The following is a 26,756-nucleotide window of genomic DNA, read 5'->3' as shown; positions in this document are numbered from 1 at the left end:
CCACACGCGCGACCTTCACACACGCGACCGTCACACGCACGACCGCCACACGCACGACCGCCACACGCGCGGCCGTCACACGCGCGAGGGGGCGGCCACCCGGATCCGGTGACCGCCCCCTCGCGTGTGCTTCCCGCCCCGCCGGACAGTCCTGCCCCGCTAGGGAACGGGGGTCCTCACCGGCTCGGCCACGGTGGACGCGTCGGGAGGCGCGATCGGCTGGACGATCGACTTCCGGCTGCGCCGGCTCCGCTTCTCCAGCCAGGTGGCGATGGCGCCCACCGCCACGTTGATGATGATGTAGATGATCGCGATGACGATCACCGCGGGGATGATGTTGTTGAAGTTGGAGGGCAGCACGCGCGCCCCCGCGTTCAGCAGGTCCTCGAACGCCACGATGAAGCCGAGGGCGGTGTCCTTCAGGAGCACCACCAGCTGGGCGACGATCGCCGGCATCATGGCCGTGACCGCCTGCGGCAGCAGGATCATCCGCATCACCTGGCTGCGGCGCAGGCCGATCGCCAGCGCGGCCTCGCTCTGTCCCCGGGGGATGGACAGGATGCCGGCCCGTACGATCTCCGCCAGCACCGAGCCGTTGTACAGGACGAGGCCGACCACCACGGCGGCGAACGGCGTCACGGTGAGCCCGAAGACCGCGCTCCCGCCGAACATCACCGCGAAGATCATGATCAGCAGGGGGATGGCCCGGAAGAACTCGACCACCGCGCCGGCCGCGATGCGGATCCACGCGTGCTCGGAGAGCCTGCCGATACCGAAGACGAAGCCGAACGGCACCGCGATCACGGCGGCCACCAGGGCCGCGCTGAGCGTGTTCACCAGACCCGGCAGGATCAGGTTGATCCACACGTCACCGCGGAGGAACGGCGTCCACAGGTCGGCGTTGAGCTGGTTCTTCTCGCCGAGCTTGGTCACCATCCAGTACAGCGCGAGCAGCACGAGCACGATGACCAGCACCGTGAGCGCGGTGTTGCGCGTCCGGGCCTTGGGTCCGGGGATGTCGTACAGGACGCTGACCCGCTCGGAGCTCGCGGCCAGCTTGCGCGCCTGGCGCCGCTCGGTGGCGGTCGTGGTCATCGGACCACCGCCAGGCGCTTGGCGAGCCAGCCGAACAGCAGTCCGGTCGGCAGGGTCAGGATCAGGAAGCCCAGCGCGAATCCGGCGAAGATCTGCACGACCGCGTCACCGTGCGCCTCGAACAACGTCTTCATCGTCAGGGACGCCTCGCCCACCCCGATCGCCGCGGCGATCGTGGTGTTCTTGATCAGTGCTATCAGGATGCTGCCCAGGGGGGCGATCACGGCGCGGAACGCCTGGGGCAGCACGATCAATCTCAGGTTCTGGCTGAATGTGAGCCCGATGGCCCGCGCCGCCTCCGCCTGGCCGACCGGCACCGTGTTGATGCCGGACCGGATCGCCTCGCAGACGAACGCCGCCGTGTAGGCGGACAGCCCGATGATGGAGAGCCACATGTAGTTGGTGGACAGGCTCTCGGAGAACGAGACGTTCAGGACCAGGCCGAGCCCGAGCCCGCAGAACACGATGACCAGGGTCAGCGGGGTGTTGCGCAGGATGTTCACGTACGCCGTGCCGATCCCGCGCAGGATGGGCAGCGGGCTGACCCGCATCCCCGCCAGGACGGTGCCGAGCACGAGCGCCACCAGCCCGCTGGCGACGGCGAGGCGGATCGTCAACCAGAAAGCGTCCCGGATCATCGGGAATTCATCGAAGAGTGCCTGCACTCATCCCTCCAGTGCCACAGGCCGGGGCGGCGCGCGCCCCGGCCGAAACGTGGCCGATCAGTAACGCTCGACGGCCGGGGGGGTGGTGAAGAACTTTCCGAACTCGCCGAAGTTGGCCTCGACGGCCTTCTTCCAGCTGCCGTCGGAGAACATCTTCTCCACGGCCGTGTTGACCTTGTCGCGGGTCTCCTTGTCGTCCACCTTCAGGCCGATGCCGTACTTCTCCTCGGAGAAGGGCTTGCCGACGAGGCGGAACTTGCCGGGGGCCTGGGCGGCGAAGCCGGCCAGGATCGTCGCGTCCGTGGAGATCGCGTCGACCTGCTTGTTCTCCAGCAGCGGCAGGCAGGCGCCGTAGCCCTGCTGCTCGGTGAGGTACTGGGCCTTCCACTCGGCGCCGAACTTGTCGGCCAGGCGCTTGGGCGAGGAGGAGCCCTGGGCGCCGCAGACCTTCTTGGCCTTGAGGTCCTCGACACTGTTGATCGTGGTGTCGTCGGCGCGGGTCAGGATGTCCTGTCCGGTGACGAGGTACGGACCGGCGAAGGAGACCTTCTTCTTGCGGTCGTCGGTGATCGAGTAGGTCGCGATCACGGCGTTGACCTGGCCCTGCTGGATGAAGGACTCACGGTTGGCCGAGATGGCCTCCTTGAACTCGATCTTGTCCGCCGCATAGCCGAGTTCCTTGGCGATGTACCGGGCGACGTCGACGTCGAAGCCCTTGAAGGAGCCGTCGGGCTGCTTCTGGCCGAGGCCGGGCTGGTCGACCTTGATTCCCACCACGAACTTGTCGCTGGCACCGCCGCTGTCACCGCACGCGGTCAGACCGGCCATCGCCGCAGCGGCTGCGATCACCACGGCTCCAATACGCCGTACACGCATTCTTGCTACCTCGTCTTTCATCAGGGTTGAGCAGAGCCGTCAGTGGGTGAGGATCTTGGAGAGGAAGTCCTTCGCCCGGTCGGTCCGGGGGGTGGTGAAGAACTCCTCGGGGGTGTTCTCCTCCACGATCTGACCCTCGGCCATGAACACCACGCGGTTCGCCGCGCGGCGGGCGAAGCCCATCTCGTGGGTGACGACCATCATCGTCATGCCCTCCTGGGCAAGACCGATCATGACATCGAGCACTTCCTGGACCATCTCCGGGTCCAGCGCCGAGGTCGGCTCGTCGAACAGGATCATCTTGGGGTCCATGGCCAGGGCGCGGGCGATGGCCACGCGCTGCTGCTGGCCTCCGGACAGCTGCGCCGGGTACTTCGACGCCTGGGCGCCGATGCCGACCCGCTCCAGCAGCTCCATGCCACGTCGCTGGGCCTGGGCGGCGGGGATGCCGCGGACCTTGATCGGCCCGAGCGTGACGTTCTCGAGGATCGTCTTGTGGGCGAACAGGTTGAAGGACTGGAACACCATGCCGACCTCGGACCTGAGCCTGGCCAGGGTCTTCCCCTCCACCGCGAGCGGCTGCCCGTCGAAGGTGATGGTGCCCTCGTCGATGTTCTCCAGTCTGTTGATCGTCCTGCAGAGCGTCGACTTGCCGCCGCCCGAGGGACCGATGACGACGAGGACCTCGCCGCGGGAGATCGTCAGATTGATGTCCCGAAGGACGTGCAGGCTGCCGAAGTGCTTGTTGACGCCTTCGAGCACGACCAGGGGGGTCTTGTCCCCGTTCTCCGTCATGGGGGACAACGTAATTCTGTGAAGGGCACCTCGGGCTAACCCTGCGGTACCGATCAGATCACGGCCTTCTCACGCCTCGGTCAGGGTACGCCGCCCAGCGTGGTGAGGTCCAGAGCGACGGTGTAGGGAATCGGCCGTCCCGGCGGCCCTGCGGACCGCGACGCGGCGGACCGCCCGGTACGGCACCGCTCCCACCGGCGGCGTCGTCCCGTACCGGAGCGTAATGTGTGACGCGTCACATCGTTCACGGACCGCGACCGGTCGCCCGCGCACGGTCACGCGGGCGAAGGTGCGTACCCGAAGGTCCGGTGAGCGCCTACCCTTGTCGTGAGATGACTGCCACTGTGGAGAGCGCCCGCACGTACGAGGTCCGTACCTACGGGTGCCAGATGAACGTGCACGACTCCGAGCGCCTCTCGGGCCTGCTGGAGAACGCCGGATACGTCCCGGCCGCGCAGGGCGAGACGGCCGACGTGGTCGTGTTCAACACCTGTGCCGTACGGGAGAACGCCGACAACAAGCTCTACGGCAACCTCGGGCACCTGCGCCCCTCGAAGGTGGGCAACCCCGGCATGCAGATCGCCGTGGGCGGCTGCCTGGCGCAGAAGGACCAGGGGGAGATCGTCCGCAGGGCGCCCTGGGTGGACGTGGTGTTCGGCACCCACAACATCGGCTCCCTGCCGGTGCTGCTGGAGCGGGCGCGCGTGCAGCAGGAGGCCCAGGTCGAGATCAAGGAATCCCTGGAGACCTTCCCGAGCACGCTGCCCACCAAGCGCGAGTCGGCCTACGCCGCCTGGGTGTCGGTCTCGGTCGGGTGCAACAACACCTGCACGTTCTGCATCGTGCCCGCCCTGCGCGGCAAGGAGAAGGACCGCCGTCCCGGCGACGTCCTGGCCGAGGTGCGCACCCTGGTCGACCAGGGCGTGCTGGAGATCACCCTGCTGGGCCAGAACGTCAACACCTACGGTGTGGAGTTCGGCGACCGGCTGGCCTTCGGCAAGCTGCTGCGGGCCTGCGGCGGCATCGAGGGCCTGGAGCGGGTCCGCTTCACCAGCCCGCACCCGGCGGCCTTCACCGACGACGTGATCGCGGCCATGGCCGAGACCCCCAACGTGATGCACCAGCTCCACATGCCGCTGCAGTCGGGGTCGGACCGCGTCCTGAAGGCGATGCGCCGCTCCTACCGCGCCGATCGCTTCCTCGGCATCATCGAGCGGGTCCGCGCGGCCATGCCGGACGCGGCGATCTCCACCGACATCATCGTCGGCTTCCCCGGCGAGACCGAGGAGGACTTCCAGGGCACCCTGGACGTGGTGCGCGCCTCCCGCTTCGCCAACGCCTTCACCTTCCAGTACTCGATCCGTCCCGGCACCCCGGCGGCCACCATGGACCACCAGGTCCCCAAGGAGGTCGTGCAGGAACGCTACGAGCGGCTCGTGGCCCTGCAGACCGAGATCTCCTGGGCGGAGAACAAGAGGCAGGTCGGCCGGACGCTCGAGGTGCTGGTGGCCGAGGGCGAGGGACGCAAGGACGAGGCGACCCACCGCATGTCCGGGCGGGCCCCGGACAACCGGCTCGTGCACTTCGCCCCGGGCGCCGAGATCCCGCGCCCCGGCGACGTGGTGAGCGCCCGGGTGACGTACGCGGCCCCGCACCACCTGGTCGCCGACGGCCCCGTCCTGGGGCTGCGCCGCACCCGGGCGGGCGACGCCTGGCAGGCCCGGCAGGACGCCCCGGCCGGTCCCGGCCCCGGGGTCATGCTCGGCATGCCCTCGATCGGCCGTCCCGCTCCGCTCCCGCAGACGTCGGGCTGCTCGGTCTCCTGAGATTTTTTCGCACGGGTCTCCCGGGTCGCGTACCGGCCCGGGAGCATCCGGCACGCCCGTGATCGAAGCGGCCGGGATCGCAGAAGGGAACGGCGATCCCGGCTGTCTCACGGCTCCCGCAGGGCAGGACGTCCACGGCGCTGCCGCCCATGTCGTAACAGATGATATTTCGTGATTCATCAGTGATTGATGTGCGAGCATTTCTCTGCTGTGGCTACTGTGGTTCGGCACCCTCGGAAGCCGTGGAGGTTTCCCCCCGAGAACCGCAGGGAGTTTTCCCATGCACGTCCCTCCATCGTCCGGCCCGCACGGGGACTCCCCGGGCACTCCCGGAGAGCCGGAGATCCTCACCGGCCCCGCGGACGAGCCGAAGAAGCCCCGGAGATCCCGGAAGTCCCCCCGGAGGAACGGCGCGGCCATCGCCGTCTTCTCCGTCCTCGCCGTCGCCCTGCTGGGCGGGGGCGCCGCCTTCGCCCTGCTGAACGGCACCGGCGACGGCGGCGCGCCGGGACGCTCGCCCGACAGCGCCCAGCAGGCATCCCGAAGCCCCGCGGACGAGCCCGGGCAGGCCCGGGAACCGTCCCGGCCCGCGCAGCAGGAGCCCGGCGGTACCGACGACGCCGGAGACGCCACCGGCGCCGATGACGCCGGCACCGCTTCCGGGGGCGACGACACGTCCACCGGCTCCGGCGGATCGGACGCGGGCGAGCCGGACTCCGGCACCGATCCCGACTCCGCCGCGGGCACCCCGTCGCGGGAGAGGCCGGCCAAGGACGCTCCGGCCAAGCAGCGGCAGAACGCCCCGGCGTCACCCCCCGCCCAGGAGAACCCCTGGTCGGACGGCGACACCGGCTACGTGCACCCCCAGGGACCCGCCGGTCGCTGACCCGGACCCGCGCACGCCGTGGCCGGGCCCGCGAACGCCGTGGCGGCCCCCGGCTCCGCACCCGCGGAGGCCATGACACCGGGCGCGCCGTTCACCCGCCGGGCGTGCTGGGCGTCCGCCGGGCCCGCGCCCGCGCGCGCCGGGCGTCCGCCGGACACCGTTAGTCTGGCCGGATGCTCGTCGCCGTGGCCGTGTGCCCGCATCCTCCGCTGCTCGTCCCGGCGCTGGCCGGAGCCGCCGCCGCGGAACTCGACGACCTCAGGGCGGCCTGCGCGGCCGCGGTGGGGTCGCTGCGCGACGCCGGGGCCGACGCGATCACGGTGGTGGGCGGCGCGAGCGGGACCGCGGCGTACGGCGCGGACGCCGCGGGCGGCCTCGCCCCCTGGGGCGCCGACGTCCGGACCGGCGAGGGAGAGCCCGTCCTGCCGCTCTCGCTGACGATCGGCCGATGGCTCCTGGAGCGGGAGCGCATGGAGGCGACGGGGTTCCAGGCGGTCGCCTTCGACGCCCCCTTGCGGGAGTGCGCGGCCCTGGGCCGGCGGCTCGCGGACGAGGCCGGGCGGACGGCGCTGCTCGTCATGGCCGACGGCTCGGCCCGCCTCACCGAGAAGTCCCCCGGCCACCTCGACCCCCGCGCCGAGCCGTACAACCGCATGATCGTCGAGGCGCTCGCCCGCGCCGAGGCGCCGGAGCTCGACGCCGCCGAGGCCGCGGAGCTCTGGGTGCAGGGCCGCGCGGCCCTGCAGGTGCTCCGCGGCCTCGGAAAAGGCCTGCGCGCCGAGGTCCTCTACGACGACGCGCCGTACGGCGTCGGCTACTTCGTCGCCCGCTGGACGGTGTGATCCCGGCTCAGCGGCCGTTCCCGTCCCGTCCGGGGGACGGGCTCGGCGACGGCTTCTTCTTCCCGGGGGCCGGGCTCGACGTGGAGCCGCCCTTGGGATCGGGGCTCCGCTCCGGCCGGCGGTAGGTCTGGTCGCAGTTCTCCCAGTGGCTGAAGTCCCGGTTCTGGCTCCACAGCCGCCGGGCCGCCTGGATGTTCCACTCCGGGTCGAACGCCCGCAACGGGCTGCCGCCGAGCTCGGCCAGCCTCCGGTCGGAGATCTGGAAGACGCCCCAGTTACGTGTGCCGTCGACGTTGGGCAGCGAGTAGTACTGGTCGAGGAACGACATGCACTTGGCGATGCCGACCGCGCGGTCGGGCTCCTCGGGGAAGACCTCCTTGATCCTGCCCTCGACCTTCGCCGGTGACCAGCGGATCATCTTCACGGTGTTCTGGTACAGCATGCGCTTGGTTGCGTCGTCGACCAGGCCGTTGGGCTCCATCCCCGCCAGCACCTGGAACGCCACCACGTGCCGGAGGGTCCCCGGCCCGAAGTCGGCGTCGATCTGCACCAGCCCGCCCGCCTTCAGCAGGATCCTCTGCAGTTCCCGGACGCACTCGTCGTGCTCTCCCAGCGCCATGATCGGCGGGCAGGCCCGGGAGAGCAGCAGGCGCCCGTCCTCCGGCGCCGCCGAGGGGGCCGGGGTGGTGGGGCCCGGCGCCGCGGCCGTCGTGCTCATGAACGCCGCCGTGCCGACCGCGGCCGCGCCGGAACAGCTCAGCGCGACCACCGCCACGGTGAGCCAGCGCCGTACGAAGGGGATGGAGGAGAACCGGGCCGGGCCGACCGGCCGCTTCTCCGGCTGGTCCGCCGGACGCCTCTCCTGCTCGTCCGAAGGCGGCGCGGGCGCCGGGGGATCGTCCCGCACCGGCTCGCCCCCCGTGGCGGTCGGTTCCTCCTCGGAGGACGGACCGGCGGGCGGACCGGCTGACGGACCGGCGGGCTCCGCGACGGCCGCGTCCCTGGGGACGGTCGGCGCCCCCTCGGCCTTGGCCCACGCCTGTGCCGCCTCCGCGCGTATCCAGCGGCGATGAAGTTCGAGCAGTTCGTCGGAGTGGGCCCCGCATACCTTGGCTATGCGCTCCACCGTGCCGAAGTCGGCCGGCAACCCTTTCCCGGAACAGTAACGGTGAATCGCCGAGCTGCTGATTCCCGCTCGTTTCGCGAGCGCCTCATAGCTCCGCCCCGTCCGCTCCTTCATGCCCCGTAGATAACCGGCGAACTCCTCAAGATCACGTTCGGTCACCGAGTGCCCCCTGTGGCGGTCTACCCACGGCGGCATCCCACCACAACGTCCCGCGAGTCCGCCACAACCGCAGTTCAGAGGGTGTTTTCTCATCCCGCCGTCCCTACCTCCGCGTTCCGTCTTGACGACGGGACCGGCAGGTCAGGATTCTTGATGCCACACCGTACCGCACGACCGGGAGAAGGGTTCGGCGGAGAATGGCCGGTCACGCTCGCGGGAAATGAGCGATCCGGCCGACCGTGCAAAGCATCCGGCCCGTGAGGGATGGGGCGGCCTCGGCATTCCATCCTGAAGCTTTCATCATCGGAAGTCGAAACCTGCTGCAGCGTCGTCCCCGCCCCCAGCGCGGTGACGACGACAGGGGAGAGCAGGATTCGATGGGTTCCCGGCCATCGCCGTCGTCGACGGCGGGGTCCGGACGGATGCGCGGCCACATTCTCCGGCGACGGCGTGATACGGCCGGGGGATGGGCGCGGTGTTCGCGTCCATCCCCTCCCACCTTTCTGTCCCATCCCCTCCCACCTTCTTCCTTTGGGTCCGTCTCCGGCCTCCTTCCGGTCCGTCTCCGGATCCGCGCGGACGGGCCGGGGCACCCTCGGTGGCACGAGCCCGGCCGCGTTGTCCGCAAACGCGGACGCGGAGATCGGAGATCCGGGATCGGGAGGGCCACGGAAGCGGGGAGAATGTCGTCCGTCGTGGCTACGGTGGCGTGAACGTGTGGCCGAGGGGCGGGCACGACCGGCACACGCAGTGACACCAAGGGACACGGGAGGCGCGAGAGCGATGGCGGGAACCGTGGCGTCGACCGTGGCGTTCGGAAGCCTCCCCACGCCGCTGGGGGACATGGTCGTCGCCGTGACCGAGGAGGGGGTGGCGGGCACCGGCTGGGGTGATCCGTCCCGTCTCAGGGCCGGCCTGCTGGACCGTCTGGGGCTGGCGGAGACGGACGACCCCGGCAGGACCGCGGCCGTCCTGGACCAGCTGGGCGACTACTACGCCGAGCGGCTGCGGGTCTTCGACGTCCCGCTGGACTGGCGGCTGACCTCGCCGGTGCAGCGCAGGGTGCTCGGCACCCTGTACGAGACCGTTCCCTACGGCCGGGCGGTGACCTACGGCGAGCTGGCCGCCCGCAGCGGGACGGGTGTCCCGGCGCGGGCCATCGGGTCGATCATGGGTGCCAACCCGATCCCCCTCATCGTGCCCTGCCACCGGGTGGTCGCGGGCAACGGGCTCGGCGGGTTCAGCGCGGGTGAGGGTGTGGAGTCCAAACGCCGGCTGCTCACCCTGGAGGGGTACCTGCAGCCGATGCTCGACTGGGACTGATCCCGGCCCGCGGCCGGCCGTCCCTGCGTGCCGGTCCGGTCGCCGACGGGGCCGTATGGGGCCGCCGGCCCGGGGGCGGGGGGCCTGTCGCCCTCCGCGCGTCCGGGGAGTTGGCACACTTGCCCTGTGCCTCAGCTACCCGTCATCGCCGTCGTCGGCCCGACCGCGGCCGGTAAATCCGACCTGGCCGTGGACCTCGCCCTCGAACTCGGGGGCGAGGTGATCAACACCGACTCCATGCAGCTCTACCGGGGAATGGACATCGGGACGGCCAAGCTCCCCGTGGCGGAGCGCCGTGGCGTGCCGCACCACCTGCTGGACGTCTGGGACGTGACCACGACGGCCAGCGTGGCCGAGTACCAGGCGCTGGTCCGCCCGCTGATCGACGGGCTGCGGGCCGCCGGGACGGTGCCGATCCTGGTGGGCGGTTCCGGGCTGTACGTGCGGGCCGCCCTGGACGACCTGGAGTTCCCCGGCACCGACCCGCGCGTCCGTGCCCGGCTGGAGGAGGAACTGGCCCTGCACGGCCCGGACCCCCTCTACCGGCGGCTCCGCGAACGCGACCCGAAGGCGGCCGGGACGATCCTGCCCGGCAACGGCCGCAGGATCGTCCGCGCCCTGGAGGTCATCGAGATCTCCGGCCGGCCGTTCTCGGCCACGATGCCGTCGTACGACGCCGTCTACGACAGCGTCCAGCTCGGCGTGGAGGTGCCCAGGGACGTGCTGGACGCCCGGGTCGAGGCGCGGGTCGAGCGCATGTGGCGGGACGGGCTGGTGGCCGAGGTCAGGGAGCTCGCCGCGCGCGGGCTCGCCGAGGGGCGTACGGCCAGCCGGGCTCTGGGGTACGCGCAGGTGCTGCGCTTCCTCGGCGGCGAGTGCACCGAGGAGGAGGCCATGCAGGAGACGATCAGGGCCACGCGCAGGTTCGTCCGCCGCCAGGAGTCGTGGTTCCGCCGCGATCCCCGGGTGATCTGGCTGCCCCAGCGCGAACCCGATCTCCTGCGCCGCGCGCTCGCCGCGATCCACCGGGGCGACGGGGACGAAGGGACCCCGTAAGGCCGGGAAGGCCCCGTGGATCCCCGCGGCCCCGTGGATCCCTGCGGGTCCGGGGGATCCCTGCGGGGCCGGGGGAGCCCTGCGGGGCCGAAGATCCTCGATCCCGGAAGGGCCGAGGAGCCCGGGGAGGTGGAGCGTTTCCGGTGCGGGGGAGGGCTCCCGATAGAGTCGGGGCATGCGATTCGCGAAGGGGCACGGCACCGAGAACGACTTCGTCATCCTCCCGGATCCGGACGGTGAGCTGGAGTTGTCCGCCGCGTTCGTGGCGGCGGTGTGCGACCGCCGCGCCGGGATCGGCGCGGACGGCGTGCTCCGCGTGACGCGGACGAAGCTCAGCCCGGAGGTCGCCGCCCAGGCCGGCGAGGCCGAGTGGTTCATGGACTACCGCAACGCCGACGGCGGCAAGGCCGAGATGTGCGGCAACGGGACACGGGTCTTCGCCCGCTACCTCGTCGACGCGGGGCTGGCCGAGCCCGGGGAGTTCGCCGTCGCCACCCGGGGCGGGGTCCGGCGCGTACGGCTGGCGGAGACCGGTGACGTGACCGTGGACATGGGCCCGCCCCGCGTGCTGGGCACCAGCCGGGCGACCGTGGCCGGCCGCGGGTACGAGGGCCTCCACGTCGACATGGGCAACCCGCACCTTGCATGCGTCATCGGCGACCCGGTGGCGCAGCTCGACCTGAGCGGCGCTCCCGCGTTCGACCCCGAGGTGTTCCCCGCCGGGGTCAACGTCGAGCTGCTCAACCCGGTCGGGACGCGCAGGGTCGTCATGCGGGTCTTCGAACGCGGGTCGGGGGAGACGCGCTCCTGCGGCACCGGAGCCGTCGCCTCGGCCGTGGCGGCCGCGCGGCTGGCCGGTGAGAGCACCGGCACCTGGGCGGTCGAGGTGCTCGGCGGCACCGTCACCGTCACCCTCGACGAGGACACCAGCTACCTGGCCGGGCCCGCCGTCCTGGTCGCGTCCGGCGAGCTCACGCTCTGACCCTGCTTCGAAGCGTCCGAAGCGTCCGAAGCGTCCGGAGCGTCCGGAGCGTCCGGGCCGCTCGGGCCGTCCGGGTCGCTCGGATCGCCGGTGCCGCTCCGGCCGCCGGTGGCGCTCCGGCCGTGACGGCGGGTCCTGGCCGGATGTGGCCGCGGGTCGCGCGCACGGGTCGCGCGCACCGGCCGTACGGGACCGTTGCGAGGGACCGCGTCGCGCGCCCGGCGGGTCCTTTCGGCTCCCGGGAACGCCATGTCGTTTGGGGCATCCTCCCCGACCTGGCAGACTGACGTCCCATGGACGTGGACATCTGGGCCTGGGTGGGCGACACCCAGCGGCAACTGCACGAAGCAGGTAACACCGGTCTGGCCATGGCGATCGGAGATGTTCCCGCGCAGGCCCTGGAGGGCCGGTACGCGCAGCTCGACGTGCTCGCGCCCGCGATCGCGCAGCAGGCGGAGAACCTGCAACTGCCCTGGCTGGAGTTCTACGCCCGCTACTGGCACCTGATCGGCCGCGTGGGCGACCGGGCGCAGGGAGCGGTCGCGCTCGCCGACGCCGAGACGCTTGCCGAGTTCACCGCGCGTGACGACGTCCGCGAGTGCCCGGCCACCCCCGGCGCCGTCGTGGCGCTGGCCATCGCCCAGGCGAACACCGACGGGCCGGGGTACGCCACCGAGCGGCTGACCGCGCTGTCGGCGCTGGACGTCGAGCCCGCCTCCCCGGCGTTCTCCGCCGTGGCCGAGCACCAGGTGGCCGCACTGATCGACGCGGGCCGCGCCCAGGAGGCCGTCCTGCACGCCGAGACCGCCGTGGAGACACTGGGCGGCGCGGGACGCGAGGCGAGCTGGGAGCTGGGAGCGGCCTCGGCCCGCGCGCTGCTCGCCGCCGGTCGCGCCGAGGACGCGCTGACCGCGCTCGACGCCGCGGCCGGTTTCAAGCCCGACGACCCGGTGGCCAAGGCCCACCGCGAAGGCGTGCTCCGCGCGCTCGTGCTCGCCACCCTCGGCCGGGTGCAGGAGGCCGTCGACGCGCTGCCCGACCTCGACGTGGTCGGCGACCACCCCCGCGTCTGGGTCGAGTGGTCGCACGCCATCCGCCTGCTGGCCGGGTCCGCCCAGATCACCAACACCTGGCAGCTGGGCCGGGTGCTCAAGCAGTGGATCGACTACTTCGCCATGATGGGCGGCTACCGGGCCAGGGTCGAGCTGGCGCTCATCGCCGGTCACCTGGCCGTCGCCCGCCAGGGGATCTGGCAGGCCCGGCTCCTGGCCGACCTGGCCGACTCGGCGGCCGGGGAGCTCAAGAGCCCCGGTGACGTGGCCGAGCGGATCGCCGCGCTGCGCGCCGCCGCCGACGAGGCCACCCCGCTCCCGGCCCCGGGACCGGAGGCGGAGCTGGTCGGCTACTTCGACGCCGCGGACGGCTTCAACGCCGACCCCGAGCGCTGGGTGGGCTGGCTGACCCCGCTGTCCGGCCGGGACCTGGAGGCGACCCGGCGCCACACCACCACGCTGGGCTTCCTCGGTTACCCGGCCAGGGGCGCCGACATCTACTGGACCATGCTGGTCGAGTCCGGCGACATCGAGAACGCCGACCCGCAGGACTCCACGTACCTCAGCAGCCTGCTCATCGAGGCCCGCCAGGACGAGCGCCTGGAGCAGATGGCCGAGCGGCTCCCGGCCGGGCAGCGCCACATGGCCCTGGGCCGCCTGCACACCGCGCGGGAGCGCTGGGAGCAGGCCGCGGCCGAGGGCGAGGCCGCCGCCGCCGAGGGGATGGGCATCGAGGCCGCCCGGCTGTGGTCCGCGGCCGTGCAGCAGCTCGGCGACAACGCCAAGGGCGCGGCCATCCTGCGCGACCGCATCGACTCCGAGGACATCGAGCAGCAGGACGTCTGGCGGATGGTCGTCATGGCCTCGGCCGGCGAGGACTGGGAGACCGTGCGCCTGGGTGCCGCCAAGATCGGCATGCCGATCCAGTCCACCGAGGGGCCGATCGAGGAGGAGATGGGCCTGGTGCGCATCATCCTTCCCGCCCCCGACGGCAGCCAGCGCCAGGTGCTGAGCGTGCGCACCGGTCCCGCGACCGCGCGCCTGGCCATCCCGCAGCCTCCCGGCATGGAGTACAACGCCGGTGACCTGGTCGTGTTCGAGCCGCAGCTGCTGGAGCCGATCCCGGAGACGCCCGAGGAGCAGGAGAACTTCGTCCCGCCCTTCGCCGCGGTCAGCATGCTCCGTCCCGGTGGCTACACCAGCTGGTTCTTTGACGGCGCCGCCCCCAGTCAGGCCGACTGGACGGAGTTCAACGAGGTCCTGGCCGAGCGCGGCTGGCCGATGTGGGTCTACAGCGACGACGACTACACCGTCACCCACCCGACCTCGGGCGAGCCGCTGCCCGGCGTGTTCGGCTGGATCGCGGTGCCGCCGGACGTCAGCCCGGTCGAGGTCGACGCGCTGCTGGACGACGCGACCGAGCGCTGGGTGCACCCGCTGGCCTGGCTCGACCTGGCCAGGACCGTCGACGTCGAGGTGGAGCGGCACGAGCGGATCACCAAGGAGTACGGGCTGTAGGACGCGTCCCGGCTCCGAGCCGCGGAACGCGCGTCCTTGTGTCCGACCGGTGTCCGAACCGCCCGTGAGGGGTCCCCTCGCGGGCGGTCCGCCGTAAGCCTCTAGAATCTCGTTCTACACATCGGGCGGGCGAGGGAGGAGCGGAATGCTGGAACGGTTCCGGCTGGACGGCAAGGTCGCGATCGTCACCGGCGCCTCCTCGGGCCTGGGCGTGGCGTTCGCGAGAGGGCTGGCCGAGGCGGGCGCGGACATCGCGATCGGCGCGCGCCGCAAGGACCGCCTGGAGGAGACCCGCGCCCTGGTCGAGGAGACCGGCAGGCGGTGCCTGGCCGTCGTCACCGACGTGACCAGCCCGCAGGACTGCGAGGCCCTGGTCTCCGCGGCGGTCTCCGAGCTGGGCGCGGTGGACATCCTGATCAACAACGCCGGTGTGGGCGCCGCGGTCCCGGCGCTGCGGGAGACCCCCGAGCAGTTCCGCCAGGTCGTGGAGGTCAACCTGCACGGCACCTACTGGATGGCCCAGGCCTGTGCCCGGGTCATGAGGCCGGGCTCCTCGATCGTCAACGTCGGCAGCGTCCTGGGGGAGACGACCGCGGGTCTGCCGCAGGCCGCCTACAGCGCCTCCAAGGCGGGGGTCGTCGGCCTCACCCGCGACCTCGCCCAGCAGTGGACGGGCCGCCGGGGCATCCGGGTCAACTGCGTCGAGCCGGGGTTCTTCGCCTCGGAGATGACCGAGCAGTACGCCGAGGGGTATCTGGCCCTGCAGCTGGAGCACCGGGTGCTGATGAAGCGCGCCGGCGACCCGGCCGAGCTCGTCGCCGCCGCGATCTTCCTCGCCTCGGACGCCGCCTCGTACGTCACCGGTGCGGTGATCCCGGTCGACGGCGGGATCCTGATCACCTGACCGGACGCCCGTGCCGGGCGTCGGCCGCCCGGCCCGGGGCCACCGCCGCGAAGGCGCCCGTACCGGTCCACGGCAGGGCGCTCGCGGCGACGGCGAGCCCGGCCGTGGCACGTGCGAGACGGGGATGACGCGCCGAGATCTCACGCATGTTGATCCTCTCCGTGTCCGGTCGCTCACCGAAAGTGAGCGTTCTTTGCCATTGGAGCACCCTCGCTTTGGACGGTCGATAGGGGTACTGCGTGAAACTCCGTGCGTCGGCGTGTTCGGCTCCCGGCGCACCATCGGTGTCACGGCAGGTCAGGACGAAGATGCGGGAAAGAGATGAATGGGGTGGAGAATGGCTTCGGCGCCTTGGAAGAGCGCTTGAGGCTTTTACGATTAAGAGCTGGAATCTTGGATAATTTGCCACTTCAGAGATGGTGAACGCGGTGAGGGGTGGCATGGTGCGGGCTGCGCTGGCACGGGGTGTGGCCGTCGCGACGGTAGGGTTCGTGATCGCGGGCTGCGGCCCGGCACCCGGTGGGTCGGACGGTGGGGCGGGCTCCTCCGGAGACGGGAAGACCGCGTCCGCCACCCTCAAGGACCTGAAGAAGCTCCAGGTCAAGGGCCGCGCCCCGATGACCGGATACGACCGAGACAAGTTCGGCCCCGCATGGTCGGACGTCGACGGCAACGGCTGCGACACCCGCAACGACATCCTCATCCGCGACCTGAAGGAAGAGGTCTTCAAGAAGGGCGAGGACGGCTGCGTCGTGCAGTCCGGCGTCCTGGAGGACCCCTACAGCGGCAAGACCATAAAGTTCGAACGCGGGACCAGGAGCAGCATGGCGGTGCAGATCGACCATGTGATCGCGCTCGCCGACGCCTGGCAGAAGGGCGCCCAGCAGCTGAGCGCGTCCAAGCGCAAGGAACTGGCCAACGACCCGTTGAACCTGATGGCCGTGGACGGTCCGCTGAACGGCCAGAAGGGAGCCGGGGACGCGGCCACCTGGCTGCCGCCGCGCCGTGCCTACCGGTGCCCCTATGTCGAGCGCCAGATCCGGGTGAAGATCAAGTACGACCTCTGGGTGACGTCCGCGGAGAAGGACGCCATGGAGGGCGTGCTCAAGTCCTGCTGAGGCGGACGGACCGACCGCCCGCGACCGGGCCCGCGCGTTCAGGGGGCGGCTCGCCCCGGATCCTGGCGCGGTTCTGGGCCCGGGTCCCGGCCCGATCCCTCCGGACGCCCGGCATCCTCGGCCCGTCCTGCGTCCTCGGCCCGTCCTGCGTCCTCGGCCCGTCCTGCGTCCTCGGCCCGTCCTGCGTCCTCGGCCCGTCCTGCGTCCTCGGTTCGCTTGACGTTCTCGGTCCGCTCGGTGGTTTCGGCCCGTCCGGGCTCTTCGGCCCGCTCGGTTTCTTCCGTACGCCCCGCCGCTTCGGCGCGTTCGGCCCGCCGGGTGCGTTCGGTCGTGCCGGTCTGCTCGGCCATGATTGCCCGGTGCTCATCGGCGGCGGCCTTGTACAGGTGGTCGACGGCCCGGAGCCGGTGACTCTCCGCGTCGCCGCTCCCCGACGCCGCGGCCCGTTCGTGGCCCGCGGCCGCGTCCCTGTGCGCTCGCGCGGCGGACCGGTAGCCGGCCACCGCGCGCTCTCCGGCCTGGTCGGCGCGAGAGCGCGCCTGCCGCAGCCGGGCGTCGGCGTGGGCCAGCCGTTCACCGGCGTCGGGCGCGGGAGCGGACGCGTCGCCGGAGAGCTCGTCCCGGCGCCGGGCGGCCTGCCCGCCCCGCTCGGAGGCCTGCTCGACGCGCTCGCGGGCGCGCTCGCTCCGTTCGTCCCGGTCACGCCGATCGCCGGAACCGGCGGCCGGTTCGTCACGGGGACGGGGATCGGGGTCGTCACCGGTCCCGGAAGCACTGGCCATGCCATCATGCTTTCCGCTCAGGCCCCCCGTAACCCGCGCCGGGGGGCCCACGCGCCGTGCGGGCCGGGCGCGCGGGCCCGCGCGCCCGATCCTGCCTCACCCCAGGGGCGTGAGGTCGTCACAGGCCAGCCGTACCGCGGCGCGCACCGCGACATGGGTGTCCAGCCGGGCCTGCAGGGTGTGCAGGCGGTCGTGCATCTCGGCCAGCCTCGCGCAGGTCGTCCGGGTGCGGTGGTGCAGCGTCTCCAGGCGCGCCGCCGCCTCCCTCCTCAGCCGCGCCGACCTCTCCAGGGCCGGATGCGGCACGTGGTCGGCGTACGCGGACCTCGTGGTGCCCGAGACCCGCCCGGTCCGCGCGACCTCACCCGAGAGCGCCGGTGCGCTCCGGGCGGGTGCCACGTCGTCCCCGGCAACGGGGACGACGGGGACGACGGGAGAGACCGGGCCTGCCGGGGCGGGACTCTCCGGGCCGTGCCCCTCCGGGGGAGCGGCGGCCGGTGGGACGGCTGAGCCGGCCCGGGTGTCGGGTGTCTCCGGCAGGACGGCCGGGACCTGCACGCCGGGGCCCCGTCGCGCACGGCGCCCGGTGCCGACGCGGCGCACGGTGGGGACGTGCCGCGGGGAGAGCGACAGGACACCGGAGAGGTCACCCAGGCTGAAGGCGGTCACCAGGCCCGGCTGGCCGGGCTCCTGGGCCCCCCACAGGACGGTGAGCAGCCGGACGATGGACGGGGAGGGGACGATGAACAGCTCTCCCCCGGTCGAGCGGAGGCTCTGGTGCACCCGCTCCAGCGCCCGGGCCCCGCTGACGTCGCAGAACAACAGCTCGCCGGCGTCCACCAGGATGTGCCGCGCACCCTCCAGCATCAGGGACTCCAGCTCCGACTCCAGGAGCCGGTAGTTGAAGGCGTCCATCTCACCCAGCACGGCTACGAGGGCCGTGTCACCGTACTGATGAATGACATAGACAGACATGTCCATACAGTGGCCATACCCTTCACGGGGGTTTTCACGGCTCCGCCGACAATTCTACGGTCCCCAGTATGAATGGGGCCCGGCTGGATAGAGGCCGAACGTGGCAGCTTCGAACGGACGTGACCTGGTTGTCGTCGCCGCGTCGGCGGGCGGTGTGGAGGCGCTGCGCGCCCTGACGGCGGAACTTCCCGCCGACCTCGCCGCCGCCGTGCTGGTGGTGCTCCACCTGCCCGCGCGCGGCGAGAGCGCGCTCGCCGGCATCCTGGACCGGGCCGGGCCGCTGCCCGTCACCGCGGCCCGGGACGGGGAGGTGCTGCTGCACGGCCGTGTCCACGTGGCGCCTCCCGACCGCCACCTTCTGGTCAAGGACGGGGTGATCAGGCTGGTACGCGGCCCCCGCTACAACGGGCACCGGCCGGCCGCCGACCCGCTGTTCCTCAGCGCGGCGCTGGAGGGAGGCCCGCGCACGCTCGCCGTCGTGCTGAGCGGCACGCTCGACGACGGGGCGAGGGGGAGCTCGGTGGTGGAGCGCCACGGTGGCGCGGTCGCCGTCCAGGACCCGGGGGAGAGCACGTTCGACGGCATGCCCCGGGCGGCCCTGGCCGCGACCCGGAACGCGGAGAGCCTCCCCGTGCGGGAGATCGCCGGATGGCTCGTGCGGCAGAGCCGTACCCCGGTCACCGGGGACTTCGTCAGGGACGAAAGCGTCGAGCAGGAGGTCTCCCGGTACATGCTCGCCGCCGGGAGCGAGGCGCACGAGGGGGAGCTCACCGCGCTGAGCTGCCCCGAGTGCGGCGGCCCGGTGTACGAGACGGCGACGGGACCCGAGATGTACTACGGGTGCCGGGTGGGCCACGCCTGGACCTCGAAGGGGCTGGCGGCGGGCCAGGCCGAGGCCGTGGAGCGGGCCCTGTGGACGGCGATCCTGCGGCTGGAGGAGCGGTTGCGCCTGCTCGGCCGCATGGCCGAGCGCGCCGAGTCGCGGGGGAGTAACCACTCCGCGCGGCGGCTGCGGCAGGACGCCGAGGAGACCGGGCAGGCGCTGGAGACGATGCGCATGCTCCAGGGCCGCATCGACAGTGCCGGTGACGACCTTGTTTCACACGGCAACGCGTGACGGGCCTAGGCTGACATCGTGATGCCCGGTGACGAACGTGAATTCGACGATCTGCTCGCCATGCTCAAGGAAACGCGCGGCTTCGACTTCACGGGGTACAAGCGCACCACCCTCATGCGGCGTATCAGCAGGCGCCTGGAGGCGCTCAAACTTCATGATTACGGCGAGTATCGGGACTACCTGGAACTGGAGCCCGAGGAGTTCAACCGGCTCTTCGACAGCTTGCTGATCAACGTCACCGCCTTCTTCCGCGATCCGGCCGCCTGGCAGACGCTCCGCGAGAGCGTGATCCCGGCCCTGCTGGCGAGCAAGGGGCCGGGGGCGGGGATCCGGGTGTGGAGCGCGGGCTGCGCCACGGGCGAGGAGGCGTACAGCCTCGCGATGGTGCTGGCCGAGGAGCTCGGCGTCGACGAGTTCCGTGAGCGGGTGAAGATCTACGCCACCGACCTGGACCAGAAGGCCCTGCAGACGGCGCGCGCGGCCGTCTACTCCGAGCGCCAGCTGGCCGAGCTGCCGGACGGGATGCGCGAGACCTACTTCGAGCCGGTGGAGGCCGGGTTCGCGTTCCGGCGCGACCTGCGCCGTCAGCTGATCTTCGGCCGCAACGACCTCACCCGCGACGCGCCGATCTCCCGGGTCGACCTGCTGCTGGCCCGCAACACGCTGATGTACTTCAACGGCGAGACCCAGCTCAGCATCGTCCGGCGGTTCCACTTCGCGCTCGCCGACCCCGGCTACCTCTTCCTGGGCAAGGCCGAGATGCTGCTCAACCACGGTGACAGGTTCGAGCCGGTGGACCTCAGGATGCGGCTGTTCAAGAAGATCGGCGTCGCCCCGGCCACCGACCGCGCCACCTGGTCGGCCGGTGGCGCCTCGCAGGCCCGCCCGTACGTGCGGCACACGGTGCTGCAGGCGGCGGCGCTGGCCACCGGCCCGGTCGCGCAGATCGCGCTCGACCGCTCCCGCAACCTCGCGCTGGCCAACACCCGCGCCGAGCTGCTCTTCAACCTCAACGCGCGCGACATCGGCCGTCCCTTCCAGGACCTGGAGGTGTCCTACCGGCCGGTCGAGCTCCGCTCGGTGATCGAGCAGGTGGAGCAGGACCTGCGCGTCGCCGAGCTGCAGGACGTGGCCTGGCACCGGCCGAACGCACCCGAGACCAGCTTCTTCGACATCGCCGTCGTCCCCCTCATGGACCCGGACGGCGACCTGGTGGGCGTGGGCGTCAACTTCCACGACGTGACGCGCTACCGGCAGCTCCGCGACCGGCTGGAGCAGACCAACAGGGAGCTGGAGCACGCCTACGAGGAACTTCAGTCGACCAACGAGGAACTGGAGACCACCAACGAGGAACTTCAGTCCACGAACGAGGAGCTGGAGACCACCAACGAGGAGCTCCAGTCCACCAACGAGGAGCTGGAGACGATGAACGAGGAGCTGCAGTCGACCAACGACGAGCTCCAGCAGATCAACGACACCCTGAACGCGCGCAGCGAAGAGCTCAGGCGGGCCACCGTCCTGGTCTCCTCGGTGGTGCGCAGCCTCGGCGACGCCGTGGCCGTGGTCGACACCGAGCTGCGGGTGCTGGTCTGGAGCCCGGGGGCCGAGGAGCTGTGGGGGCTGCGCGCCGACGAGGCGATCGGCTGCCGGCTGGCCGCCCTGGACATCGGCCTGCCGGTCGAGGAGATCCTCTCCCGGATGCAGCGCACCCTGGAGGAGACACCGGTCCCGGGGAACGGGAACGGGAACGGCCGTCCCGAGACCGTCGTCCTGGACGGCGTGAACCGCAGGGGCAGGCCCGCCCGGATCGGGGTCGTGCTCTCCCCGCTGAGCACCGACGACCAGGCGCCGCACGGCGTGATCATGGTGATGAACCTTCTCCGGCAGGAGCCGGGCTGACCGGCCGCTCCCCGGCGTTCCAGGCCCGCTTCCCGGCGTTCCAGGCCCGGTCCCCGGCGTTCCAGGTCGGGTTCCCGGCGTTCCAGGCCCGGCTCCCGGCGTTCCAGGTCGGGTCCCCGGCGTTTCAGGCCCGCAGGGACAGCACCACCTCCGCCCCGCCCTGCGCGGAGGCGCGCAGCGAGAGCGAGCCGCCCGCGGACTCGGCCGTACGGCGGGCGATGTCCAGGCCCAGCCCGGTCGAGTCGGCCCCGCTCTCGCCGCGCCTGGACGGGTCGGACGTGGCGAAGCCCGGACCGGCGTCGGAGACGGTCAGCAGCGCGCCGCCGTCGGCGGCCTCCAGCCGTACGGAGAACGAGACCCCCTCCGGGGTGTGCGCGAAGACGTTGCCGAGCAGCGCGTCCACGCAGGCGGCCAGCTCGTCCTCGGCGATCCCGACCGGGAGCGGTCCGGGCGCCAGGTCGAGGGTGAAGTGCCGCGACTGGTCCTCGGCCAGCACCGACCAGAACGCGACCCTGGCGCCGGTCACCGCCGCCGCGTCGCACTCGGCCCGGCCCCGCGCCCGCCGCCTGGCCTCGGTGATCACCGAGGTCACGGCGCGTTCCAGGGCGTCCACCCGGGCCTCGATCCTGGCCGACTCCTCCGGGTCGGCCAGCGACTCGGCCTCCAGCCTCAGCCCGGTCAGCGGGGTCCGCAGCCGGTGGGACAGGTCGGCGACGCTCTCGCGCTCCTCGGCCAGCAGGCCGGTGATCCGCTCGGCCAGGTGGTTGAGGGCGACACCGACCGCGTGCACCTCGGGCGGGCCGTCGGGCACGGTCCTGGCCGACAGGTCGCCGGAGGCGAGCCGGTGCGACACCCCCGCCAGCGCGGTGATCGGCCGGATCACCGCGCGGGCCAGCCGGTCGCCGACCAGGACGCCCAGCACGACCAGGGCCAGACCGAGCGCGGCCAGCCCGGCCCAGACCTGGAACACCCCCCTGGTCAGCCGGTCGTCGTCCAGGAAGACGCGGACCACCGCCGTACCGCCGGGTGCGACCCCCTGGACGGCGACCAGGATCTCCCGTCCGCCGGGCGCGGCGGCGGTGACGCTGCGGCCGAGCGAGGCCAGCTCCACGGCGGCGGAGCGCGGCGCGGGCACGCCGACCACCCGGCCGTCGGGCAGGAAGACGGTGACCGGGTGCGCGGCCTGCTCGACGGTGAGCCACAGGGTCTCGGCGTCCACCGCGCCGACCGCCACCGCCACCGACTGGGCCTCGCTCTCGGCCTCGCCGACCGCCGCGCCCGCCGCCACCGTTCGGACCAGCAGCGCCAGCGGGACCAGCAGCGCGATCAGCACCAGGGAGGTGGTCGCCGCGACCAGCAGGGTCAGCCAGCGCCTCATGCCGGAGCGGCCAGCCGCACGCCGACACCCCTGACCGTGTGCAGGTAGCGGGGCTCCTGGGAGGTCTCGCCCAGCTTGCGGCGCAGCCACGACAGGTGGACGTCCACGGTCTTGTCGGCGCCCCCGTAGGGGATCTGCCAGACGTGGGTGAGCAGCTCCCGCTTGGTGACGACCTCGCCGGGCCGGGCGGCCAGGTAGTGGAGCAGGTCGAACTCCCGCGGGCTGAGGTCCAGCGCCGTCCCGTCCAGGGTCGCCTCCCGGGAGCGCGGGTCGATCCGCAGCCCCCCGACGGTGACCGAGCTGTCGGCCCGGTCCTCGCCCGCGGCGCGCCGCAGCACCGCCCGGATCCGGGCGTCGAGCTGGGCCGCGCTGAACGGCTTGACCACGTAGTCGTCGGCGCCCGCGTCCAGCAGCCTGACCATCTCCGCGTCACCGTCGCGCGCGGTCGCCACGATCACCGGGACCCGGCTCACCGCGCGCAGCATCCGCAGCAGGTCGGCCCCGTCCAGGTCGGGCAGGCCGAGGTCGAGCACGACCAGGTCGGGACGTTCCTCGACGGCCAGCCGCAGGCCGTCGAGGGCGGCCGGGGCGGACGACACGGCGTGACCGCGGTCGCGCAGGCCCCGGGTGAGGGAGGTGCGGATCGCGGCGTCGTCCTCGATGAGCAGCACGTTCGACATTTGCCGCCACGTTAGCCTCCTTCCGGGCGGCACCGGAAGCCGGTTATCGGCCCCTTAACCTCCTCTTATCGCGGGAGGTGGCAGGCTGGGCGCATGCGCAGGCGTCTCCTACTGGCCGTGACCGGCTGGCTGGTCACCGGCCTCCTCGCCGTCGGGGCGGGGGTGGCCGTGATCGACCGGCTGGGCGAACCGCTGACGGACACCGGCCTGCGACCGCTGTCGGCCGCCGAGGTGGACGAGGCGCTCGCCCTGGCCTCCTCCCGGCCCGACGCCCTCCCCGCCCCGGCGGGGACCTCCGGCACCCCCTCGGGGACGGTCCCCGCGACCCCGCCCGCCCGTACCGCGACCCCCGGCCCCCGGGGCGTTCCCACACCGGCCGTTCCCGAGCCGACCGTCACGGTGACCGTCACCCCCGGGCCCGCCGCCTCCACCGCGCCTCCCGCGCCCGTGGGAAAGAGCGGCGTGATCGACACGGTGGGCGGACGGATCATCGCCCGGTGCCAGGACGGCCTGGTCACGCTCCGGTCGTGGAGCCCGGCCCAGGGATTCCAGGCCGACGACGTCGAACGCGGCCCCGCGAGCCGGGCCCACGCCGAGTTCGAGTCGGAGGAGCGGGAGCTCAAGGTCGAGGTGTACTGCTCGGCCGACGGCTCTCCCGCCCACCGCGTCCGCGGCTGACCCGCCTCCGGACGCTCAGCCGCCGTCGCCGCAGCCGGCCTTCGTCCCCTCCTTCTCCTTCGCCTCCATCTCCTCCACACCGGGTGCCTCGTCGGCCACGCCGACCGAGAGCTGGGCGGTGGAGGCGACCAGGCTCCCCACGGGGGATCCCGCGGCCTTGGCGTCCACCACGATCCCGCGCTCGCCGAGCAGCTCGTACGTCTCGGCGTCGAAGATCAGCTCGTACCGGACGCCGTCCAGGCCGACCCGGCCCACGCCGACGCCCTCCCGTCCGGCCGCGTCCGGCGCCCGCCCGGTGGCCTCGACCCCGGGGATGGTGCCCACCGCCTTGAACAGCGCCGCCCGCTGCGCCGGGGGCATGTAGGTCTCCCGGAGCATGTCGCCCGCCGCGGTGAACGCCGCCCCGTCCTTCGACTTCCCGCCCCGGTCCCCGGTGTAGAGGTGGGCGCGCATCCCCTCGGGGTCGGTGGGCAGCCTCCTCAGCGCGGCGTGGTCGGTACGCGCGTGGTCGGGAATACCCCCGCAGCTCGGCAGCGGCATCGTCCTCACGCCGGTCTCCTCGTGGGCCGACGGGGGAACGGGCCAGCCCGGGTAGGCCCTGGGCTCCAGGTGTTCGATCCGCAGCACCCCGTCCCTCGTCCCGTCGGCGGAGAGCCAGATGGTCCGCCTGGCCCGGTAGAGGTAGCGGGTCTGTTCGGTGGTCCGTCCCGTCTCCGCGTTCACCGCCCCCCCGCCGAACGCGCCGTGCATCGTCTCCGACTCGACCCTGACGAACTGGTCGTCGCGGGGCGCGAGGTCGGTCCTGGACGCGGCCCGCGCGGCCCGGTCGAGCACCTCGCTCGCGGAGACGACGGTGAAGCGGGGCATCGCCGCCACCGTCTCGCCACCCGTCTTCCCGCCTGTGCCCGCCACGGTCTCCCGCCCCGCCCCCTGCCCCGCGCTCACGCCCGGTGCCGGGGTGTCGCCCGGGGCCCCGGTCAGGACGATCGCGGTCGCCCCCGCGGCCACCGCGAGCGCCCCGGCCAGCACCCTCGCGTACGGGCCGCGCCAGGCCGGCCGGCGTACCGGAGGGCGCCCCGCCCGCGGTCCCCGCGCGTCCCGCGGTCCCGCGGCGAGCAGCCGCCCGCGGGCCGCCAGCCTGGCCTCGGCGTCGTACGGCGCCACCTCGGGCCGGAGGGCGGCCACCAGCTCGATCTCGTCCTCGTTCATGACTGCGACTCCAGAAGGCGGCGGACCTTGGTCCGGGTGCGGGAGAGACGGGACCTGACGGTCCCGATCGGGATGCCGAGCGCCTGCGCGGCCTCCTCGTAGCTCAGGTCGGCCCAGGCCACCAGGAGCAGCAGGTCCCGCTCGGCGGAACCGAGCCGGGCCAGGGCGGCGGCCAGCGCGGGCCGCAGGCGGCCGGCGGTGACGCGTTCGGCACTGCGCTCCTCGAACTCGGCCGCGCGCTCGGGGGCCTGCCGGGCGAGCGCCCGCAGCCTGCGGGTCTCGGCCCTGCGGTGGCCGGAGACCAGGTTGGAGGCGATCCCGTACAGCCAGGGCCTGGCGTCGGGACGGCCCGGGTCGTACCGGCCGCGCTTGCGGAAGGCCACCAGGAACGTCTCGGCGGTCACGTCGTCGGCCGTGGTCACGTCACCGAGCCGCCGCGCCACGTACCGGTGGATCTCGTCGGCGTGCCGGTCGAAGAGCCCGGCGAACCTGTCGGGGTCCGACAGCGACTCCCCGATCAGCGTCGCGTCGTCGGGGGGCGGGGACCCGGGGACCGCGAACGCGGAGGCCGGGGACTCGGGAGGCGCGAACCCGGAAGGCGCGAGCGTGGAGGGCGGGGACTCGGAGGGCGGGGACTCGGGAGGCGCCCACGCCCGTTGCGGGAGGCTCAGTGTCACCACCCGTTCCGTACGGTCGTCATCGGGAATCCCTTCCGGAGCGCGTCCGCGCTCCCACCCCTACTCCGCCGACCGTCCCGGACGGGTTCCACCCTTCGGCCTGGTACGTCGCCCCCGCCCTGGCACCACTAGGATCCCCCTTCAGAAAACGGGCGCAAAGGGAGAGACGATGAGTGCTCAGAAGGCCGCGGGCAACCGGAGGCCACTGCTGAAGGGGTCGATCCTGGTGGTCGTCCTGCTGGTGATCTCCGCGTTCCTCCTCAGCGCGTGCTCCCGGGTGAGCACCCAGCCCGACGAGGTCGTCCTGCACTACGCCGGCGGCACGTTCGAGGCCATCAAGTTCGAGAAGTGCATCAACCCCTCCAGCGGCGCCACGCTGCTCGGCCCCGGCGACCGGGGCTTCTCCTACCCGTTCGGCCAGCGGACCTTCGACTTCTCCGGGGCCGACGACGCCGAGTCCAAGCCGCTGTCCGTGGTCTCCAAGGACAACGTCGAGATGACGGTCTCCGGGGTGGCGACGTTCACGCTGAACACCGACTGCAGGACGCTGCAGACCTTCCACGAGAAGATCGGGCTGAAGTTCGGCGCCTACCACGAGGACGGGGAGTCCTCCGGCTGGCGGCGGATGCTCAACATCTACCTGCGGGTGCCGCTGGACCGGGCCATGGACGCCGCCTCGCAGGAGTTCGAGTGGCGGGGACTGTTCAACGACCCCAAGGTGAAGCAGTCGTGGGAGGCGCGGGTGGGCGAGCTCGCCCGGGAGTTCATCAAGGAGACCTCCGGCGGCGACTACTTCTGCAACCAGAACTACGCGGGCAGCGGGCAGTGCGGGGACATCTCCCTGACCATCCAGAAGCCCGAGCCGCCGGACGTGCTGGTCGACGCCCTGGCCTCCGAGCAGGCGGCCAAGGCCGAGAACGTCGCGCAGACCCAGCGCAACGCCAAGGTCCGCACCGAGATCGAGTCGATCAAGGACCTGGTCAAGGTCCTGGGCCCGCAGGGGGCCGTGCTCTGGCAGGCCATCCAGAAGGGCCAGGTCAGCGTGGTCCCGGTGCCGCAGGGCAGCAACCTCAACATCACCCCGCCGCAGGGACGCTAGGGACCGCACCGGGGGCCGTCAGGGACCGTCGGGAACTGT

25 protein-coding genes are annotated in these 26,756 nt (G+C 72.4%); 13 read left to right on the top strand and 12 right to left on the bottom strand.

Features of this window, described 5'->3' with window-relative positions; translation table 11 throughout:
* Positions 1-159: 159 nt before the first annotated feature.
* From ABD832_RS36010 to ABD832_RS35995, 4 genes are read right to left on the bottom strand one after another with little or no spacing between them, the layout of a single operon-like run.
* Positions 160-1,095 (bottom strand): amino acid ABC transporter permease, encoded by a 936-nt coding sequence (locus tag ABD832_RS36010; RefSeq protein ID WP_344905063.1) that lies wholly within the window; start codon positions 1,093-1,095, stop codon positions 160-162.
* Positions 1,092-1,760: an amino acid ABC transporter permease gene (locus ABD832_RS36005; protein WP_413224474.1), complete on the bottom strand. Its 669-nt coding sequence runs from the start codon at positions 1,758-1,760 to the stop codon at positions 1,092-1,094. The genes ABD832_RS36010 and ABD832_RS36005 overlap by 4 nt, the downstream gene beginning before the upstream one ends.
* Positions 1,761-1,817: 57 nt before the next feature.
* On the bottom strand, positions 1,818-2,636 hold the full coding sequence (locus ABD832_RS36000) for a glutamate ABC transporter substrate-binding protein (RefSeq protein ID WP_344905057.1): 819 nt from the start codon (positions 2,634-2,636) through the stop codon (positions 1,818-1,820).
* A gap of 39 nt (positions 2,637-2,675) precedes the next feature.
* Positions 2,676-3,431, bottom strand: coding sequence for an amino acid ABC transporter ATP-binding protein (locus ABD832_RS35995; protein WP_344905054.1), 756 nt, complete (start codon positions 3,429-3,431; stop codon positions 2,676-2,678).
* A 332-nt stretch (positions 3,432-3,763) separates the two neighbouring features.
* Here ABD832_RS35995 and miaB point away from each other — a divergent pair, with 332 nt between their 5' ends.
* From miaB to ABD832_RS35980, 3 genes are all read left to right on the top strand, one after another.
* Positions 3,764-5,257 carry a tRNA (N6-isopentenyl adenosine(37)-C2)-methylthiotransferase MiaB gene (miaB, locus tag ABD832_RS35990; RefSeq protein ID WP_344905051.1) on the top strand — a complete coding sequence of 498 codons (1,494 nt, stop codon included), beginning with the start codon at positions 3,764-3,766 and terminating at the stop codon, positions 5,255-5,257.
* A gap of 280 nt (positions 5,258-5,537) precedes the next feature.
* Positions 5,538-6,143: a hypothetical protein gene (locus tag ABD832_RS35985; protein ID WP_344905048.1), complete on the top strand. Its 606-nt coding sequence runs from the start codon at positions 5,538-5,540 to the stop codon at positions 6,141-6,143.
* 173 nt (positions 6,144-6,316) lie between these two features.
* Positions 6,317-6,985: a class III extradiol ring-cleavage dioxygenase family protein gene (locus tag ABD832_RS35980; protein ID WP_344905045.1), complete on the top strand. Its 669-nt coding sequence runs from the start codon at positions 6,317-6,319 to the stop codon at positions 6,983-6,985.
* 7 nt (positions 6,986-6,992) lie between these two features.
* On the opposite strand, the gene ABD832_RS35975 is transcribed toward ABD832_RS35980, so the two are convergent.
* Positions 6,993-8,306 carry a helix-turn-helix domain-containing protein gene (locus tag ABD832_RS35975; RefSeq protein ID WP_344905042.1) on the bottom strand — a complete coding sequence of 438 codons (1,314 nt, stop codon included), beginning with the start codon at positions 8,304-8,306 and terminating at the stop codon, positions 6,993-6,995.
* Positions 8,307-9,053: 747 nt separating this feature from the next.
* Between ABD832_RS35975 and ABD832_RS35970 the strand changes: the two genes are divergently transcribed.
* The 5 genes from ABD832_RS35970 to ABD832_RS35950 all read left to right on the top strand — a co-directional run bounded on the left by ABD832_RS35970 (position 9,054) and on the right by ABD832_RS35950 (position 15,105).
* Positions 9,054-9,593, top strand: a complete 540-nt coding sequence (locus ABD832_RS35970; protein WP_344905039.1) for a methylated-DNA--[protein]-cysteine S-methyltransferase — start codon at positions 9,054-9,056, stop codon at positions 9,591-9,593.
* Between the two features lie 126 nt (positions 9,594-9,719).
* Positions 9,720-10,649, top strand: a complete 930-nt coding sequence (gene miaA / locus ABD832_RS35965; RefSeq protein ID WP_344905036.1) for a tRNA (adenosine(37)-N6)-dimethylallyltransferase MiaA — start codon at positions 9,720-9,722, stop codon at positions 10,647-10,649.
* Between the two features lie 175 nt (positions 10,650-10,824).
* Positions 10,825-11,631: a diaminopimelate epimerase gene (dapF, locus tag ABD832_RS35960; RefSeq protein WP_344905033.1), complete on the top strand. Its 807-nt coding sequence runs from the start codon at positions 10,825-10,827 to the stop codon at positions 11,629-11,631.
* Between the two features lie 293 nt (positions 11,632-11,924).
* Positions 11,925-14,201: a tetratricopeptide repeat protein gene (locus ABD832_RS35955; protein ID WP_344905030.1), complete on the top strand. Its 2,277-nt coding sequence runs from the start codon at positions 11,925-11,927 to the stop codon at positions 14,199-14,201.
* 145 nt (positions 14,202-14,346) lie between these two features.
* Positions 14,347-15,105 carry an SDR family NAD(P)-dependent oxidoreductase gene (locus ABD832_RS35950; protein WP_344905027.1) on the top strand — a complete coding sequence of 253 codons (759 nt, stop codon included), beginning with the start codon at positions 14,347-14,349 and terminating at the stop codon, positions 15,103-15,105.
* Here ABD832_RS35950 and ABD832_RS35945 read toward each other — a convergent pair.
* Positions 15,098-15,253 (bottom strand): hypothetical protein, encoded by a 156-nt coding sequence (locus tag ABD832_RS35945; protein ID WP_344905024.1) that lies wholly within the window; start codon positions 15,251-15,253, stop codon positions 15,098-15,100. The two genes, ABD832_RS35950 and ABD832_RS35945, sit on opposite strands and share 8 nt — an antisense overlap.
* Before the next feature lie 280 nt (positions 15,254-15,533).
* Here ABD832_RS35945 and ABD832_RS35940 point away from each other — a divergent pair, with 280 nt between their 5' ends.
* Entirely contained in the window at positions 15,534-16,223 is a 690-nt protein-coding gene (locus tag ABD832_RS35940) for an HNH endonuclease family protein (RefSeq protein WP_344905022.1), read from the top strand.
* A gap of 38 nt (positions 16,224-16,261) precedes the next feature.
* On the opposite strand, the gene ABD832_RS35935 is transcribed toward ABD832_RS35940, so the two are convergent.
* The gene (locus tag ABD832_RS35935; RefSeq protein ID WP_344905019.1) at positions 16,262-17,005 is read right to left on the bottom strand and encodes a hypothetical protein; all 744 of its coding nucleotides are present in this window, start codon (positions 17,003-17,005) and stop codon (positions 16,262-16,264) included.
* A gap of 96 nt (positions 17,006-17,101) precedes the next feature.
* Positions 17,102-17,980, bottom strand: a complete 879-nt coding sequence (locus tag ABD832_RS35930; RefSeq protein WP_344905016.1) for an STAS domain-containing protein — start codon at positions 17,978-17,980, stop codon at positions 17,102-17,104.
* Between the two features lie 100 nt (positions 17,981-18,080).
* On the opposite strand from ABD832_RS35930, the gene ABD832_RS35925 reads away from it, so the two are divergent.
* Entirely contained in the window at positions 18,081-19,097 is a 1,017-nt protein-coding gene (locus ABD832_RS35925; protein ID WP_344905013.1) for a chemotaxis protein CheB, read from the top strand.
* A gap of 21 nt (positions 19,098-19,118) precedes the next feature.
* Entirely contained in the window at positions 19,119-20,996 is a 1,878-nt protein-coding gene (locus tag ABD832_RS35920; RefSeq protein WP_344905432.1) for a CheR family methyltransferase, read from the top strand.
* A 124-nt stretch (positions 20,997-21,120) separates the two neighbouring features.
* On the opposite strand, the gene ABD832_RS35915 is transcribed toward ABD832_RS35920, so the two are convergent.
* Both ABD832_RS35915 and ABD832_RS35910 read right to left on the bottom strand, forming a co-directional pair.
* Positions 21,121-22,374, bottom strand: coding sequence for a sensor histidine kinase (locus ABD832_RS35915; protein ID WP_344905010.1), 1,254 nt, complete (start codon positions 22,372-22,374; stop codon positions 21,121-21,123).
* The gene (locus tag ABD832_RS35910) at positions 22,371-23,054 is read right to left on the bottom strand and encodes a response regulator transcription factor (protein ID WP_344905007.1); all 684 of its coding nucleotides are present in this window, start codon (positions 23,052-23,054) and stop codon (positions 22,371-22,373) included. Before ABD832_RS35910 ends, ABD832_RS35915 begins: the two co-directional genes overlap by 4 nt.
* Before the next feature lie 93 nt (positions 23,055-23,147).
* Here ABD832_RS35910 and ABD832_RS35905 point away from each other — a divergent pair, with 93 nt between their 5' ends.
* Positions 23,148-23,732: a hypothetical protein gene (locus ABD832_RS35905; RefSeq protein ID WP_344905004.1), complete on the top strand. Its 585-nt coding sequence runs from the start codon at positions 23,148-23,150 to the stop codon at positions 23,730-23,732.
* Between the two features lie 15 nt (positions 23,733-23,747).
* On the opposite strand, the gene ABD832_RS35900 is transcribed toward ABD832_RS35905, so the two are convergent.
* Together ABD832_RS35900 and ABD832_RS35895 are read right to left on the bottom strand one after the other, a co-directional pair.
* A complete protein-coding gene (locus ABD832_RS35900; protein ID WP_344905001.1) occupies positions 23,748-24,941 on the bottom strand; it encodes a CU044_5270 family protein in 1,194 nt (397 codons plus the stop codon).
* Positions 24,938-25,618 (bottom strand): RNA polymerase sigma factor, encoded by a 681-nt coding sequence (locus tag ABD832_RS35895; RefSeq protein ID WP_413224477.1) that lies wholly within the window; start codon positions 25,616-25,618, stop codon positions 24,938-24,940. The genes ABD832_RS35900 and ABD832_RS35895 overlap by 4 nt, the downstream gene beginning before the upstream one ends.
* 169 nt (positions 25,619-25,787) lie before the next feature.
* Between ABD832_RS35895 and ABD832_RS35890 the strand changes: the two genes are divergently transcribed.
* Complete coding sequence (locus tag ABD832_RS35890; protein ID WP_344904998.1) at positions 25,788-26,717, top strand: hypothetical protein; 930 nt, start codon at positions 25,788-25,790, stop codon at positions 26,715-26,717.
* The last annotated feature ends 39 nt before the right edge of the window (positions 26,718-26,756 follow it).

It is taken from the genome of Streptosporangium longisporum, assembly GCF_039534895.1.
Classification (GTDB): Bacteria; Actinomycetota; Actinomycetes; order Streptosporangiales; family Streptosporangiaceae; genus Streptosporangium; species Streptosporangium longisporum.
The sequence above is the reverse complement of the archived record's forward strand: the minus strand, read 5'-3'. Positions and strand labels throughout refer to the sequence as shown.

Coding starts and splice junctions, on each gene's coding strand:
- ABD832_RS36010 (WP_344905063.1), bottom strand. CDS start 1,095: ATGACCACGACCGCCACCGAGCGGCGCCAGGCGCGCAAGCTGGCCGCG.
- ABD832_RS36000 (WP_344905057.1), bottom strand. CDS start 2,636: ATGCGTGTACGGCGTATTGGAGCCGTGGTGATCGCAGCCGCTGCGGCG.
- ABD832_RS35995 (WP_344905054.1), bottom strand. CDS start 3,431: ATGACGGAGAACGGGGACAAGACCCCCCTGGTCGTGCTCGAAGGCGTC.
- miaB (WP_344905051.1), top strand. CDS start 3,764: ATGACTGCCACTGTGGAGAGCGCCCGCACGTACGAGGTCCGTACCTAC.
- ABD832_RS35985 (WP_344905048.1), top strand. CDS start 5,538: ATGCACGTCCCTCCATCGTCCGGCCCGCACGGGGACTCCCCGGGCACT.
- ABD832_RS35980 (WP_344905045.1), top strand. CDS start 6,317: ATGCTCGTCGCCGTGGCCGTGTGCCCGCATCCTCCGCTGCTCGTCCCG.
- ABD832_RS35975 (WP_344905042.1), bottom strand. CDS start 8,306: ATGCCGCCGTGGGTAGACCGCCACAGGGGGCACTCGGTGACCGAACGT.
- ABD832_RS35970 (WP_344905039.1), top strand. CDS start 9,054: ATGGCGGGAACCGTGGCGTCGACCGTGGCGTTCGGAAGCCTCCCCACG.
- dapF (WP_344905033.1), top strand. CDS start 10,825: ATGCGATTCGCGAAGGGGCACGGCACCGAGAACGACTTCGTCATCCTC.
- ABD832_RS35955 (WP_344905030.1), top strand. CDS start 11,925: ATGGACGTGGACATCTGGGCCTGGGTGGGCGACACCCAGCGGCAACTG.
- ABD832_RS35950 (WP_344905027.1), top strand. CDS start 14,347: ATGCTGGAACGGTTCCGGCTGGACGGCAAGGTCGCGATCGTCACCGGC.
- ABD832_RS35945 (WP_344905024.1), bottom strand. CDS start 15,253: ATGCGTGAGATCTCGGCGCGTCATCCCCGTCTCGCACGTGCCACGGCC.
- ABD832_RS35935 (WP_344905019.1), bottom strand. CDS start 17,005: ATGGCCAGTGCTTCCGGGACCGGTGACGACCCCGATCCCCGTCCCCGT.
- ABD832_RS35930 (WP_344905016.1), bottom strand. CDS start 17,980: ATGTCTGTCTATGTCATTCATCAGTACGGTGACACGGCCCTCGTAGCC.
- ABD832_RS35920 (WP_344905432.1), top strand. CDS start 19,119: ATGCCCGGTGACGAACGTGAATTCGACGATCTGCTCGCCATGCTCAAG.
- ABD832_RS35915 (WP_344905010.1), bottom strand. CDS start 22,374: ATGAGGCGCTGGCTGACCCTGCTGGTCGCGGCGACCACCTCCCTGGTG.
- ABD832_RS35910 (WP_344905007.1), bottom strand. CDS start 23,054: ATGTCGAACGTGCTGCTCATCGAGGACGACGCCGCGATCCGCACCTCC.
- ABD832_RS35905 (WP_344905004.1), top strand. CDS start 23,148: ATGCGCAGGCGTCTCCTACTGGCCGTGACCGGCTGGCTGGTCACCGGC.
- ABD832_RS35900 (WP_344905001.1), bottom strand. CDS start 24,941: ATGAACGAGGACGAGATCGAGCTGGTGGCCGCCCTCCGGCCCGAGGTG.
- ABD832_RS35890 (WP_344904998.1), top strand. CDS start 25,788: ATGAGTGCTCAGAAGGCCGCGGGCAACCGGAGGCCACTGCTGAAGGGG.